11 protein-coding genes are annotated in these 14,446 nt (G+C 56.2%); 7 read left to right on the top strand and 4 right to left on the bottom strand.

Annotation, left to right across the window (positions count from 1 at the left end; translation table 11 throughout):
* Nucleotides 1–7: 7 nt before the first annotated feature.
* From cmoB to G5229_RS04855, 3 genes are all read right to left on the bottom strand, one after another.
* On the bottom strand, nucleotides 8–985 hold the full coding sequence (gene cmoB / locus G5229_RS04845) for a tRNA 5-methoxyuridine(34)/uridine 5-oxyacetic acid(34) synthase CmoB (RefSeq protein WP_421205262.1): 978 nt from the start codon (nucleotides 983–985) through the stop codon (nucleotides 8–10).
* Nucleotides 982–1,728 (bottom strand): carboxy-S-adenosyl-L-methionine synthase CmoA, encoded by a 747-nt coding sequence (gene cmoA / locus G5229_RS04850; RefSeq protein WP_005353159.1) that lies wholly within the window; start codon nucleotides 1,726–1,728, stop codon nucleotides 982–984. The genes cmoB and cmoA overlap by 4 nt, the downstream gene beginning before the upstream one ends.
* A gap of 275 nt (nucleotides 1,729–2,003) precedes the next feature.
* Complete coding sequence (locus G5229_RS04855; protein WP_421205259.1) at nucleotides 2,004–2,852, bottom strand: DUF72 domain-containing protein; 849 nt, start codon at nucleotides 2,850–2,852, stop codon at nucleotides 2,004–2,006.
* A 162-nt stretch (nucleotides 2,853–3,014) separates the two neighbouring features.
* Between G5229_RS04855 and G5229_RS04860 the strand changes: the two genes are divergently transcribed.
* The 3 genes from G5229_RS04860 to G5229_RS04870 all read left to right on the top strand — a co-directional run bounded on the left by G5229_RS04860 (nucleotide 3,015) and on the right by G5229_RS04870 (nucleotide 5,908).
* The gene (locus G5229_RS04860; RefSeq protein WP_005337686.1) at nucleotides 3,015–3,266 is read left to right on the top strand and encodes an FmdB family zinc ribbon protein; all 252 of its coding nucleotides are present in this window, start codon (nucleotides 3,015–3,017) and stop codon (nucleotides 3,264–3,266) included.
* 32 nt (nucleotides 3,267–3,298) lie between these two features.
* Nucleotides 3,299–5,065 (top strand): aspartate--tRNA ligase, encoded by a 1,767-nt coding sequence (gene aspS / locus G5229_RS04865; RefSeq protein WP_005337684.1) that lies wholly within the window; start codon nucleotides 3,299–3,301, stop codon nucleotides 5,063–5,065.
* 102 nt (nucleotides 5,066–5,167) lie between these two features.
* On the top strand, nucleotides 5,168–5,908 hold the full coding sequence (locus tag G5229_RS04870) for a YebC/PmpR family DNA-binding transcriptional regulator (RefSeq protein WP_005337681.1): 741 nt from the start codon (nucleotides 5,168–5,170) through the stop codon (nucleotides 5,906–5,908).
* A 532-nt stretch (nucleotides 5,909–6,440) separates the two neighbouring features.
* Here G5229_RS04870 and adhE read toward each other — a convergent pair.
* Complete coding sequence (gene adhE / locus G5229_RS04875; RefSeq protein WP_421208706.1) at nucleotides 6,441–9,107, bottom strand: bifunctional acetaldehyde-CoA/alcohol dehydrogenase; 2,667 nt, start codon at nucleotides 9,105–9,107, stop codon at nucleotides 6,441–6,443.
* 840 nt (nucleotides 9,108–9,947) lie between these two features.
* On the opposite strand from adhE, the gene G5229_RS04880 reads away from it, so the two are divergent.
* The 4 genes from G5229_RS04880 (at nucleotide 9,948) to oppC (ending at nucleotide 14,427) form a co-directional block, all read left to right on the top strand.
* Nucleotides 9,948–10,583 (top strand): YchE family NAAT transporter, encoded by a 636-nt coding sequence (locus G5229_RS04880; RefSeq protein WP_005337678.1) that lies wholly within the window; start codon nucleotides 9,948–9,950, stop codon nucleotides 10,581–10,583.
* A 279-nt stretch (nucleotides 10,584–10,862) separates the two neighbouring features.
* Entirely contained in the window at nucleotides 10,863–12,482 is a 1,620-nt protein-coding gene (locus G5229_RS04885; RefSeq protein ID WP_421208708.1) for an ABC transporter substrate-binding protein, read from the top strand.
* Nucleotides 12,483–12,580: 98 nt separating this feature from the next.
* On the top strand, nucleotides 12,581–13,501 hold the full coding sequence (oppB, locus tag G5229_RS04890; RefSeq protein WP_069555437.1) for an oligopeptide ABC transporter permease OppB: 921 nt from the start codon (nucleotides 12,581–12,583) through the stop codon (nucleotides 13,499–13,501).
* 14 nt (nucleotides 13,502–13,515) lie between these two features.
* On the top strand, nucleotides 13,516–14,427 hold the full coding sequence (gene oppC / locus G5229_RS04895) for an oligopeptide ABC transporter permease OppC (protein WP_005337670.1): 912 nt from the start codon (nucleotides 13,516–13,518) through the stop codon (nucleotides 14,425–14,427).
* Nucleotides 14,428–14,446: the final 19 nt, after the last annotated feature.

Raw genomic sequence — 14,446 nt, forward strand, 5'->3', positions numbered from 1 at the left:
CCATCGGCTAGTCTTTGGCCTTGCGGGCAATCAGTACGGCACGTTTCGGCGCCGGGTGTCCTTCTACCGTGAGTGCCGGATTGTCTGGATCCAGATAGTCACTCAGGGATTCATTAATCATCCAGTCGGTACGACGCTGTTCGTCGGTGCTGGTCATATTCTCGTCTACTATCCGCACGTCGGTGAAGCCGCAGCGCTCGACCCACAGCTTGAGGGCGCGGCTTGAGGGAATAAACCAGACGTTGCGCATCTTGCCGTAACGATCGGTGGGTATCAGCACGTCGTTGACCCCGCCATCAATCACTAGCGTCTCCAGCACCAGCTCGCCATCATCTTTCAATTGATTGCGCAGCTGCTCGATGTGCTCGATGGGGGATTTGCGGTGATAGAGCACCCCCATGGAGAAGACGGTGTCAAAGGCACGCAGCTCCGGCAGCTCCTGAATACCGAGCGGCAACAGGTGGGCGCGCTGATCATTGCCCGCGAAGTGGCGAATGGCCTCGAACTGGCAGAGGAACAGCGGGCTAGGGTCGATGCCGACCGCCAGCTTGGCCCCTTCACCCACCATGCGCCAGAGGTGGTAACCGCTGCCGCAACCCACATCCAGCACGTAACGCCCTTCGAGCGGGCTGATATGGGGCAGCACCCGATCCCACTTCCAGTCCGAGCGCCACTCGGTGTCGATATGGATACCGTGCACCGTGAACGGCCCCTTGCGCCAGGGCATGAAGTGGCGCAGCAGGCTCTCGACCTTCTTGCGTTCACCTTCGCCAAGGCTCTCGGCCGAGCCAATCTCGACCCGGCTTTTCAGCTCGATGTTGCCGGGGGAGACCACCGGTAGCTTGTTGAGGGCGCGGTTCCAGCGCGGCAGGTCGCCATGCTGGTTGTCATGTTGCCAGGCGTGCAGCTGGGCGGGCAGGGTATGCAGCCAGTGGCTCAGCCGGTTTTTGGCAATCAGTTGATAGAAATTGGCAAAGTCGATCATGGCTGGGCGTCGCTGGATTTGATGGCAATCATGGAGCCGAAGTTAAAGCACTGGAACCAGAGATCCTGATGGACGAAACCGGCGTCCCGTAGGCGAGCCTGATGCACCGGCAGGCTGTCGGTGCGCATCACGTTCTCAAGGGCGGTGCGTTTCTGGCTGATCTCCAGCTCGCTGTAGCCATTGGCACGCTTGAAGTCGAGGTGCAGATCGATGAGCAGCTCGTTGACCGGTTCATCTTCGAAGCGGAACTTTTCGCTCAGGATCAGGATCCCGCCCGGGCGCAGCCCATCGTGAATGCGCTGGATCAGGGCGGCCCGTTTCTCTGGCTCGACAAATTGCAGGGTGAAATTGAGCACCACCACGGAGGCGTTCTCGATCTCGATGTCGCAGATATCCGCCTCTACCAGCTCCACCGGCACCTCGGATTTGAAACCGGAGAGGTGGGCGCGGGCACGCTCAATCATCGGATGGGAGAGATCCACCGCGGTGATGCGGCAGCCGGGCTGGCTGACATGGCGACGCATCGCCTGGGTCGCGGCGCCCAGTGAGCAGCCGAGATCATAGAGTCGGCTCTCGGGTTGGGCGTAGCGGGCGGCCATCATGCCGATGGCAGAGATGATGTTGCTGTAACCCGGCACCGAGCGCTGGATCATATCGGGAAAAACGTCGACGACCTGTTCGTCAAAACAGAAGTCTCCCAATCGGGCGATCGGGGCGGCAAAAATTTGATCTTTGGTATGCATGCTGGCGCAACCTGACAGTCGGGACATCACCCGGCTGTATTGTTCAATTGAGTCGTTGGGTGACACCCATCAGAGTAGATTTATCACCTGTTTACGAACGGGGTGGCTGGTCGTGAAATCCTTTGGACCTGTCCTGTTCGTACGGGCCATGTTCCGGACCCTTACTTGGGGCGGTAGTGTAGAGGATTGATGGCCGTTTGTCTTGACGCCAGGGCTTGCCACGCCACAAAAAAGCACTTTTTTTGCAGCGAAACGATGGCCGCAGAATGGGTTGGCTAAAAGCGCAGCACTCCCTGCCGTGCGCGATCGTTTTCCCCTGGCCAGGGGGCCATCTCCTGCTCCAGCAAGCGGGTGATCTGGCGGGCCAGCTCAGGTGCCTGGGCGTTGTCGGCAGTATGTATATAGAGGTAGAGATCCTTGCCCTCGGAAAGCCACTGGCGCCAGTGGGGGAGCCAGCTGGGCAGGAAGGGGTGATTGGCCGCCGGATCCGGCAGGCCGATAAAGCGCACCATGGGGGCGTTGGCGGTGGCCAGCAGATGTACCGGCAGGCGTGGCTTCTTGCCTTGGGCATCGACAAGGGCTGGCGTGGTTGCTGGCACCGAGAAGAGTGGCCGGCTGTCGAGCATCACCCGGTTCACTCCCTGTTCCATCAGCAGCCGGTTCAAGGCCCGCTCGGCCTCCCCCTTGGCGAAAAAGTCGGGGTGACGCACCTCGAGGGCGTAGCAAAACGCCCGTGGCAGCCGCTCGATAAAGGCCGCCAGTCTGGCCAGCCCCTCTGGCCCGAAACGGGCGGGCAGCTGCAGGGTGAGCAGCCCCAGCTTGTCGTGCAGCGGGGCGAGCAGGCGAATAAAGTCGGCAACCTGTTTGTCTGCGCTCACCAGATCGCTCTGGTGGCTGATGGTTTGCGGAAACTTGAAGTTGAAACGAAAGTGATCGGGCACCGCATCGGCCCAGCGCTGTACCGTATCGGGGGTCGGCAGGGCGTAGAAGGTGGTATTGCCCTCCACCGAATTGAACACGGTGGCGTAGTGGGCGAGGTGTTCGGCAGGCTTGGCGCCAAGGCCCAGCAACTGGCCGGGCCAGCTGGGGTGGGACCACTGTGGCAGGCCCAAATAGAGGCTCATGATGGCTATTCTCTTCGCTCTTGGTGCATTCGTGCCGATTTTTTGCCCGCTTTTTGCCATCGAGTGCAAAAAACTGGCGAAAGGAGGCTGCTGGCCATTTTACCCAAAAGGGGGTTTTCCTCTATAATGCCAGCCCTTTTGTTTTTCAATTTCTTGTGACCCATGCCTATCTACGAATATCGTTGCGACGTCTGTGGCCATGAATTGGCAAAACTGCAAAAGCTTTCCGATGCCCCCCTGACCGACTGTCCGGCCTGTAGCAAGCCGAATCTGGTCAAGCTGATATCGGCGGCAGGCTTCCGGCTCAAGGGAACCGGATGGTACGAGACTGATTTCAAACCGGGTAAGAAAAAGAATCTGGCCAGCTGTGAGACAGACGGTGCTTGCCAGTCGTGCCCGGCGGCCCAAGGTTAACCGTCTCTCTACAATTTCGAAGGAAGAAGTCCATGCGCTCTATCTATTGCGGACAGGTCAATGAGGCCCATGCTGGGCAGACCATTACATTGTGCGGTTGGGTTCATCGTCGTCGTGATCTCGGCGGTCTGATCTTTATCGATATGCGCGACCGGGAAGGGATCGTTCAGGTGTTCTTCGATCCGGACAAGCCGGATGCGTTCGCCCTGGCCTCCGAGCTGCGCGGCGAGTTCTGCATCCAGGTGACCGGCGTGGTGCGCACCCGTCCCGAGTCCCAGCGCAACAGCGATATGGCCACTGGCGCCATCGAAGTGTTCGCCCACGAGCTCAACATCATCAACCGTGCCGAGCCGCTGCCGCTGGACTTCAATCAGGTCAACAGCGAAGAGATCAGCCTCAAGTATCGCTACCTGGATCTGCGTCGTCCCGAGATGGCCAAGTACCTGAAGACCCGTGCCAAGGCCAGCGCCTTCGTACGCCGCTTCATGGACGAGCACGGCTTCCTCGATATCGAGACCCCGATGCTGACCAAGGCCACCCCGGAAGGTGCCCGTGACTATCTGGTGCCGAGCCGCGTGCACAAGGGCAAGTTCTACGCTCTGCCGCAATCACCCCAGCTGTTTAAGCAGTTGCTGATGATGTCCGGCTTCGATCGCTACTACCAGATCGTCAAGTGCTTCCGTGACGAAGACCTGCGTGCCGACCGCCAGCCGGAATTCACCCAGATCGACGTGGAGACCTCCTTCATGACCGCGCCGCAGGTGCGTGAAGTGATGGAAGAGATGATCCGCAAACTGTGGCTGCACATCCTGAACGTGGATCTGGGCGACTTCCCGATCATGACCTTTGACGAAGCCATGCGTCGCTACGGCTCCGACAAGCCGGACCTGCGTCTGCCAATGGAGCTGGTTGATGTGGCTGATCTGCTGACTGCTGTCGAGTTCGCCGTGTTCGCGGGCCCCGCCAACGATCCGAAAGGCCGTGTGGCTGCCCTGAAAGTCCCGGGCGGTGCCGAGCTCTCTCGCAAGCAGATCGACGAATACACCAAGTTTGTCGGCATCTACGGTGCCAAGGGCCTGGCCTGGATGAAGGTCAACGAAGCCGCCAATGGTATCGAAGGCGTGCAGTCTCCGGTTGCCAAGTTCCTCTCTGACGCCATCGTGCGCGAGATCCTGGCTCGTACCGGCGCAGCCGACGGCGACATCATCTTCTTTGGCGCTGACAGCAAGAAAGTGGTCTGCGATGCCATGGGTGCCCTGCGTCTGAAAGTGGGTCGCGATCTGGGCCTGCTGGAGAACAGCTGGAAACCGCTGTGGGTCATCGACTTCCCGATGTTCGAGGAAGATGGTGAAGGTGGTCTGGCCGCCATGCACCACCCGTTCACCGCGCCGAGCAACATGAGCCCGGCCGAGCTGAAAGCCAACCCTGTTGGTGCTTACGCCAACGCCTACGACATGGTGATCAACGGCTACGAAGTGGGTGGCGGCTCTGTCCGTATCCACAACAGCGAGATGCAATCCACCGTGTTCGATATCCTGGGTATCACCCCGGCCGAGCAGCGCCTGAAATTCGGCTTCCTGCTGGATGCGCTGAAGTACGGCACCCCGCCGCACGCCGGTCTGGCCTTCGGTCTGGACCGTCTCAGCATGCTGCTGACCGGCACCGAAAACATTCGGGATGTCATCGCCTTCCCGAAAACGACCGCGGCCGCCTGTCTGATGACAGACGCCCCCAGCCTTGCCAACGCCGCCCAACTGGGTGAGCTGGCGATTGCAACCACCGTCAAGGGCGACGAGTAAGCCGATACCGGCACCGGAGGCCGCCGCCGTGCGGCCTCTGTGTTTCCCTTGGGTTAGTCATGATCAGTGTTACTGACATTTAAAAAATAACGGAGAGTCTCTATGGCAGGTCACAGTAAATGGGCCAACATCAAACACCGCAAGGCCGCTCAGGACGCCAAGCGTGGCAAGATCTTCACCAAACTGATCCGCGAAATCACTACCTCCGCGCGTCTGGGTGATGCCGATCCGGCCAACAACCCGCGTCTGCGTGCTGCGGTGACTGCCGCCCTGACCAACAACATGACCCGCGACACCATCAACCGTGCCATTCAGCGTGGCGCCGGTGGTGGCGATGGCGAACAGCTCGAGACCATCGTATACGAAGGTTACGGCCCGGCTGGCTCTGCCGTGATGGTAGAGTGCCTGACCGATAACCGTAACCGTACCGTAGCCGAAGTGCGTCACGCCTTCAGCAAGTGCGGTGGCAACCTGGGCACCGACGGCTCCGTTGCCTATCTGTTCAGCAAGAAAGGTCTGCTGACTTTCGTGGGCGTAGACGAAGATGCCCTGATGGATGCCGCGCTGGAAGCGGGCGCCGATGACGTGGTCACCGAAGAGGATGGCACCATCGAGGTGTACACCACCCCGAACGACTTCGGTACCGTGCTGGATGGTCTGGAAGCTGCCGGCTTCAAGGCCCAGAGCGCCGAAGTGACCATGATCCCCTCCACCGAAGCGGAGCTGGATGCAGAGACTGCACCCAAGCTGATGCGTCTGATCGACATGCTGGAAGATCTGGACGACGTGCAAGAGGTTTACCATAACGGCTCCATCTCCGATGAAGTCGCTGCGACCCTCTGATCGCTGAATTGTGCTCTCCCGATGGCAGCCTGATGGCTGCCATTTTTTTATCTTTGCATCGTGGCAACTGCTGATGTGTCGGTTGCGCAACTGGTGCTGCAACTCTCTTCACTGACAGTCTTTCCCGCTTTCTCTGCGCATTATCATTGCTCTATTCATGCCAGTCGGTTGGCCCTGCACGTACGCCAGTCGGCAGTTCTGCTGCGTTGCGTTAGCGAGGCTCTGCTTATCTTGTTTATCACACCTTTAGCTCTTGAGATGGCGTTGACTGCTCACATCTGCCGTCAGGGTAATTCGTTGGGGGTAGGGGATAGGAGGTGATGGGGCGTGCTCTTGTTATCACAGGTGCCCATCAATACAGAGTGACAGGTTGGGATGTTGATAGCGGATTGGCTGGGGCGAGTTGGTTGGTTGGTTGGTTGGGAAGTTAGGCGCTGCACTACCGCAATCGGCTGGAGTGAGGAGCTCTGTGATAAGTGGCAGATAAAAAAAGCCCGCGCAGTGCGCGGGCTTGTTATCTCAGGACTGGTTATCAGGCCTTGGATTTCTTCTTGCCTTCAACCTTGGCTTCAACCGGGGCAGCAGTTACCGGAGCGGCTTCGGTGAACGGACGACCGTAGTAGGAGTCCAGCAGAACCTGCTTCAGCTCGCTGATCAGCGGGTAGCGCGGGTTGGCGCCGGTGCACTGGTCATCGAAAGCTTCGATAGCCAGCTGGTCAACCTTGGCCAGGAAGTCAGCTTCAGTCACGCCAGCTTCGCGGATAGAGGCCGGGATACCCAAGGTCGCCTTCAGCTCGTCCAGCCAAGTCAGCAGCTTCTCGATCTTGGCGGCGGTGCGGTCACCGGCAGCAGTCAGACCCAGGTGGTCAGCGACTTCGGCGTAACGACGACGAGCCTGCGGACGGTCGTACTGGGAGAACGCAGTCTGCTTGGTCGGGTTGTCGTTCGCGTTGTAGCGGATGACGTTGCTGATCAGCAGGGCGTTAGCCAGACCGTGCGGAATGTGGAACTCGGCACCCAGTTTGTGAGCCATGGAGTGGCACACACCCAGGAAGGCGTTGGCGAACGAGATACCGGCGATGGTGGCAGCATTGTGCACCTTCTCACGAGCGATCGGGTCGTTGGCACCGTTCTGGTAGCTGGACGGCAGGTACTCTTTCAGCATTTTCAGGGCTTGCAGCGCCTGGCCGTCGGAGTACTCGTTAGCCAGTACGGAAACATAGGCTTCCATGGCGTGAGTCACGGCATCGATACCACCGAAGGCACACAGGGACTTCGGCATACCCATGACCAGGTTGGCATCAACGATGGCCATGTTCGGGGTCAGCTCGTAGTCAGCCAGCGGATACTTCTGACCAGACACTTCATCGGTTACTACTGCAAACGGAGTGACTTCAGAGCCGGTACCGGAAGTGGTGGTGATACAGACCAGTTCGGCCTTCACGCCCATTTTCGGGAACTTGTAGATACGCTTGCGGATATCCATGAAGCGCATGGCCAGATCTTCGAACGCAGTGTTCGGGTGCTCGTACATCACCCACATGATCTTGGCAGCATCCATCGGTGAACCACCGCCCAGCGCCAGGATAACGTCCGGTTTGAAGGAGTTGGCCATCTCGGCACCCTTGCGAACCACAGCCAAGGTCGGGTCAGCTTCTACTTCGTAGAACACTTCCACTTCCATATTCTGTGCTTTCAGCAGGCTGACCAGTTCATCGGCGTAGCCGTTGTTGAACAGGAAGCGGTCGGTCACGACCATGGCACGCTTTTTACCTTCCAGGTCGCTCAGAGCGATCGGCAGGGAACCACGACGGAAGTAGATGGATTTCGGAAGTTTGTGCCACAGCATGTTTTCTGCCCGTTTTGCGACTGTCTTCTTGTTGATCAGGTGCTTCGGACCCACGTTTTCGGAGATGGAGTTACCGCTCCAGGAGCCGCAACCCAGGGTCAGGGACGGAGCCATTGCGAAGTTGTACAGGTCACCGATACCGCCTTGGGTAGACGGAGTGTTGATCAGGATACGCGCGGTCTTCATCTTGTCGCCGAAGTACTTGATGCGGTCAGCGTTGCGGTCCTGGTCGGTGTACAGACCTGAGGTGTGGCCGATACCACCGATGTTGACCATGTCACAGGCCATATCAACGGCGTTTTCGAAGCTGCTTGCACGGAACATACCGAGCAGCGGGGACAATTTCTCGTGAGCAAACTCATCTTCTGCACACAGCTTGACGCCTTCACCGATCAGGATCTTGGTATCAGCCGGTACAGTCACGCCTGCCATCTCGGCAATCTTGGTGGCTGGCTGGCCAACGATGTTGGCGTTCAGGGCACCGTTGATCAGGATGACTTTACGTACCTTGTCAGCATCTTCTTTGGAGAGCACATGGCCCTTGTGGGATGCAAAGCGCTCTTTAACCTGGTCGTAGATGGCATCAACAACGATGACCGCCTGCTCGGAAGCACAGACCACGCCGTTATCGAAAGTCTTGGACATCAGGATGGAGGCAACGGCACGCTTCACGTCGGCGGTTTCGTCGATAACGATAGGCACGTTACCAGCACCTACACCGATCGCAGGCTTACCGGAAGAGTAGGCTGCTTTCACCATGCCCGGGCCACCGGTGGCCAGGATCAGGTTGATGTCTTCGTGCTTCATCAGGGCGTTAGAGAGCTCAACGGACGGTTGGTCGATCCAGCCGATGATGTCTTTCGGTGCACCAGCGGCAACAGCTGCATCCAGTACCAGCTTGGCTGCGGTATTGGTGGAGTTTTTGGCGCGGGGGTGCGGGGAGAAGATAATGGCGTTGCGGGTCTTGAGCGCGATCATGGATTTGAAGATCGCAGTAGAGGTCGGGTTGGTGGTCGGAACGATACCACAGATGATACCTACCGGCTCGGCGATGGTGATGGTACCCATCTGATCATCTTCGCTCAGAATGCCGCAGGTCTTCTCGTCTTTGTACTTGTTGTAGATGTATTCGGAGGCGAAGTGGTTCTTGATAACCTTGTCTTCGATGATACCCATACCGGATTCTTCCACGGCCATCTGGGCCAGGGGGATACGGGCGTTGTTGGCGGCCAGGGCGGCGGCACGGAAGATCTTGTCTACCTGCTCTTGAGAGAAGCTGGCGAATTCACGCTGGGCTTCCTTAACGCGGGCGACCAGTGCATCCAGTTCAGCCAAATTGGTTACTGCCATGTTTATCTCCTGATTATTTGAAAACTGTTTAGTAAGACGTTGGCAATGCCCGGCAATTATAGTCGCCCTGTCAAGACGGTATCGTTGCAACAGCTTTTTCACATGCCTTACTAAATCGCTTTCTGAGTCGATTATAGAGCGGGGCTGACTCAGAAAAACTTGATCTGGATCATGTGTAACAAAAGAACAAAAGAAATTTTATTTCACAATCCTTGTTTGACTGATGTTATCGGAATGTGCATCAAAGGGAAAGGTGAGAGACTTGTTAATGCAGAGCAATAAACCACATTTATCAAGTGGTTAATTGCACTAGGCCATAGTATTACAGAGCTATTTTGGCGGTATAGGTTAGCAAATATGAGTGAATTGGTTTCAAAATCACCGACAAACGCACTTTATTCCAGCGTTTGTTGCAAAAATGATTGTTGTTTTAATCCATGACTAATCCGCTTTATTCCCCAAGGGGGCTATTTCTGCCCCCTTTCCCGGTTTTTGCATTGTGGCTCTCTTGCCGAGTCAATGAAGTAATGTCTGGCCTGAAATAGTGGGAAGGCAAAGCCTGGATCCTCTCGAGTCGCTTGGTCATTCGGTCAGTCACCGTCGGACTCTCTGGTCATGATTAAGCAGGCTTGCGCTCACTTTTCTAACGCGTGTCGGGCGGTAGAAAGGGCTTTTGGCATCGGTTTATGCCAGTTAGCGCGGATGCATTAGATGAACTAACTAAAAAACCCTCAAAATGGTGAGATTATTTGATTGGTGCCCGCTCTGGCTATGATGTAAATTTACGCACGAAATTAATGGACTGGCCCGCTGGGCCCGAAACTCTATTGGAAGGCGCCTATGGCAGCAATTGACGTCTCGTTGTATCTGAAGTTTTTTGTCGGTTTGTTCGCAATTATCAATCCGCTTGGTTTGTTGCCGGTGTTTGTCAGCCTGACCAGCCACCATACCCAGGCCGAGCGGATGAAAACCAATACCACCGCCAATATCGCGGTGATGGTGATCCTGCTGGTCTCCATGTATATGGGGCAGCTGATCCTCGATGGGTTTGGCATCTCGCTGGCATCGTTCCGGATCGCCGGTGGGTCGCTGATTACCCTGATTGCTTGGTCGATGCTGCAGGGCAAGCTGGGCGAGGTGAAGCACAACAAACAGGAAAAGGGCGAACTGGCGGTGCGCGAGTCTATCGCCGTGGTGCCGTTGGCGCTGCCGCTGATGGCGGGCCCCGGTGCTATCTCCTCGGTGATTGTCTATGCCAGCCAGAGCCACTGGCAGCAGCTGCTCGGCATGTCAGTGGTTGTCGTGGTCTTCTCTTTCTGCTCCTGGCTCATCTTCCGCGCCGCCCCGCTGCTGTTCAAGATCATGGGCAACACCGGTATCAACGTGGTGACCCGTATCATGGGTCTTATCATGATGTCGCTGGGTATCGAGATCATGGTGGCCGGCATCAAGGGGGTTTTCCCCAGCCTGATGTGAGCCAGCTCCGCTTTATGAAAGCCGGTCCTCGTGACCGGCTTTTTATTGGTTGCTTTTTGCACGGTCTTTTCTAGAATCGGTCGTTTGTGTGAAAAATGAGCGCTTTGCTGGTGTTTTAATACTGAAAAAGCGCATGCCAGCTGGTTTTTTGACCAGAAAATGACGATTACCCTGACAATATCTGTTGCATTATCGGAATTGGCAGGGAATTATGCTGGGAGCGGGTTTTAACCCCGTCACTTTAAAAAACGCATGGAATGTTCTTGTTGGAGTAGGGAAATGACTCATAAAAAAACAATTATTAACACATTGCTGGTGGCTGCACTGTTTGGTGGCGTCAATGTGGCTCAGGCTGCCGATGTCCCGGCGGGAACCAAGCTGGCTGAAGTCCAGCAACTGGTAAAAGGCAACGGTTCCGAGCCTGCGACCTTGGACCCACAGAAAGTTGAAGGAACGCCTGAGTCTGCAATTTTGCGCGACCTCTTTGAAGGTCTCGTGACATCCGGTTCGAAAGGGGAAGTTGTTCCTGGTGTCGCAGAGTCTTGGGAAACCAAGGATAACAAGCACTACGTCTTCCACCTGCGCAAAGATGCCAAGTGGTCCAACGGTGAACCTGTCACCGCACATGATTTTGTATATGCCTTCCAGCGTGCAGTTGACCCCAAGACAGCCTCTCCTTACTCCTGGTATCTGGAGATGCCAACTATTGCCAATGCTACAGAGATCATTGCTGGCAAGAAGCCGGCTGATACGCTGGGCGTGAAGGCGACCGACGACTACACCTTCGAAGTGCAGCTCGAGAAGGCTATCCCTTATTTCGTAACCATGCTCTCTCACACCACCACCTACCCGGTACCGAAGAAGGTCATCGAGAAGTATGGTGAAAAATGGACCCAGCCGGGCAATATGGTAGGTAATGGTGCCTACGTATTGAAGGAGTGGGTTGTTAATGAGCGAATTGGCTTGGAGCGTAATAAAAACTACTGGAATGATGCGAAAACGGTGATCAACAAGGTTACCTATCTTCCGATCCAGTCCACCAACGCGGAGCTAAATCGCTTCTTGGCTGGTGAAATTGATATGACATGGAACGTGCCTATCGAACGTTTCAAGCAACTCAAGAAAGATTACCCGGCTGATTTGAAGGTTGAAGGTCTGGTTTCTACTTATTACTACCAGTTCAACATCAAGAAAAAGCCGTTTGATGACGTGCGAGTGCGAACTGCTCTTTCTTATGCGGTCAATCGTGACGTGATTGCAGATAAAGTCATGGGGCAAGGGCAAAAACCCGCATATGGGTTGACGCCTGACTATGTCGATGGTTTTAAACCGGTTGCCCCAGAGTGGTCAAAAATGACCCAGGCCGAGCGTGATGCCAAGGCCAAGGCGCTGCTTGAAGAGGCAGGTTTCGATGCCAGCAAGCCGTTGAAGTTCGAGCTGCTCTACAACACCGATGACAACCACAAGAAAGTGGCTGTGGCCGTTGCTTCCATGTGGAAAAAACTGGGTGCAGAGGTCAGTTTAGTGAACCAGGAGTGGAAAACTTACCTGGAAACCAAGAAGCAGGGCCAGTTTGACGTGGGTCGTGCCGGCTGGAGCGCCGACTACAACGAAGCCTCATCCATGCTGGATCTGATGCAGACCACTCACGGCAACAACGATGGCAAGTACTCCAATCCAGCGTTTGACAAGTTGATGACCGACTCTCGTGATCAGGTTGATGCGGACGCTCGCAACAAGCTCTATGTCCAGGCGGAAGAGATCCTGGCCAAGGACATGCCGATCATCCCGATATACCAATATGTTCAACCTCGGATGGTCAAAGCTTATGTTGGGGGTTACCCAAGCAACCCGCTGGATAACCTCTACAGCAAAGATATGTACATCATTGCTCACTGATTTAAAGCAACAAGTCGCATAACAAGCAGGGCCCGCCGGACGGCGGGCCTTTATTACAATCGCGACCCTTTGGAAGCAGTACAGGACAGGAAATGTCTATGTTGAAATTCATTTTTAAACGGCTATTGGAAGCGATCCCGACTCTGTTGGTCTTGATCACTGTCTCTTTCTTCATGATGCGTTTCGCCCCGGGTAACCCCTTTACCAGCGAACGTTCACTTCCCCCTGAAGTGATGGCCAATATCGAGGCCAAATATGGGCTCGACAAACCCATTGGCATGCAATATCTCACCTACCTGGGCAACCTGGTGCAGGGTGATTTGGGTCCCTCTTTCAAATACAAGGATTTCACCGTCAATGATCTGGTGAGCCAGGCGTTGCCTGTATCCGCCAAGATCGGGACCACGGCCTTCTTCTTCGCCGTGTTGCTGGGGGTCACCTTCGGCACCATAGCGGCACTGAAACAGAACACCATCATCGATTATCTGCTGATGTCGTCGGCTATGGCCGGGGTGGTGATCCCGGGCTTTGTGCTGGCGCCCTTGCTGGTGCTGTTTTTCAGTATTCATCTGGGCTGGTTCCCTGCCGGTGGCTGGCAGGGCGGTGGCATCCAGTTTATGGTGCTGCCGGTGTTCGGCATGATGATGTACTACATCTCCGCCATCTCGCGGATCATGCGGGGCAGCATGATCGAGACCATGAACTCCAACTTCATCCGTACCGCCCGTGCCAAGGGCTTGCCGCTGCGCCACATCATCCTGAAACACGCGCTGCGTCCGGCCATGCTGCCGGTGGTCTCCTATCTGGGCCCGGCCTTTGTCGGCATCATCACAGGTTCCGTGGTGATCGAGACCATCTTCGGCCTGCCGGGGATCGGTCAGCTGTTCGTCAACGGTGCCCTTAACCGTGATTACTCCATGGTGCTCGGTCTGACCATTCTGGTCGGCGCCCTCACCATCACCTTTAACGCAGTGGTCGATATTCTCTACGCCTTTATCGATCCCAAGATCCGTTACTAATTCGGGAGTTCATCATGGTTGTTTCAACTGAAAAACGCGATGCCGTCGAGGCGTTCGCGCAAAAAGTGGAAGTGGTGGAGGGACGCTCCCTGTGGAAGGATGCCCGTCGCCGTTTCCTGCGCAACAAGGCGGCCCTGACCAGCCTGATCATTCTGACCATCATCGGTCTGGCGGTCATCTTTGGCCCCCATTTGTCCCAATACACCTTTGACGATCCGGACTGGGGCGCCATGCAGTCGCCGCCCGATATGGAAGCGGGTCACTACTTCGGTACCGACAGCCTGGGGCGCGATCTGTTCGTGCGCACTCTGCTGGGTGGCCGGATTTCCCTGATGGTCGGCATCATGGGCGCCATGGTGGCGGTCATCATCGGCACCCTGTATGGCGCGGCCTCCGGCTTTATCGGCGGGCGGGTCGACAGCCTGATGATGCGGGTACTGGAGATCCTCAACGCCTTCCCCTTCATGTTCTTTGTCATCATGCTGGTCACCTTCTTTGGCCGCAATCTGGCACTCATCTTTATCGCTATCGGGGCGGTGAGCTGGCTCGACATGGCGCGTATCGTGCGCGGCCAGACTCTCAGCCTCAAGAGCAAGGAGTTTATCGAGGCGGCCCACGTCTGTGGCGTCTCCAAGTGGAAGATCATCACCCGTCACATCGTACCGAACGTACTCGGTATCGTGGCCGTTTACGCCACCTTGCTGGTGCCGGGGATGATCATGTTTGAATCCTTCCTGAGTTTCCTGGGCCTTGGGGTTCAGGAACCGATGACCAGCTGGGGTGCCCTGCTGGATGAAGGCTCCAAGTCGATGGAAGTGGCCATCTGGCAACTGCTGTTCCCCGCCTGCTTTATGGTGGTGACCCTGTTTTGCTTCAACTTCCTCGGGGATGGTCTGCGTGACGCCCTCGATCCGAAAGATCGTTAATCGAGTATCGGATCGACAG

Origin of the sequence: Aeromonas sp. 602396, assembly GCF_049173735.1 — a bacterium.
Classification (GTDB): Bacteria; Pseudomonadota; Gammaproteobacteria; order Enterobacterales; family Aeromonadaceae; genus Aeromonas; species Aeromonas veronii_A.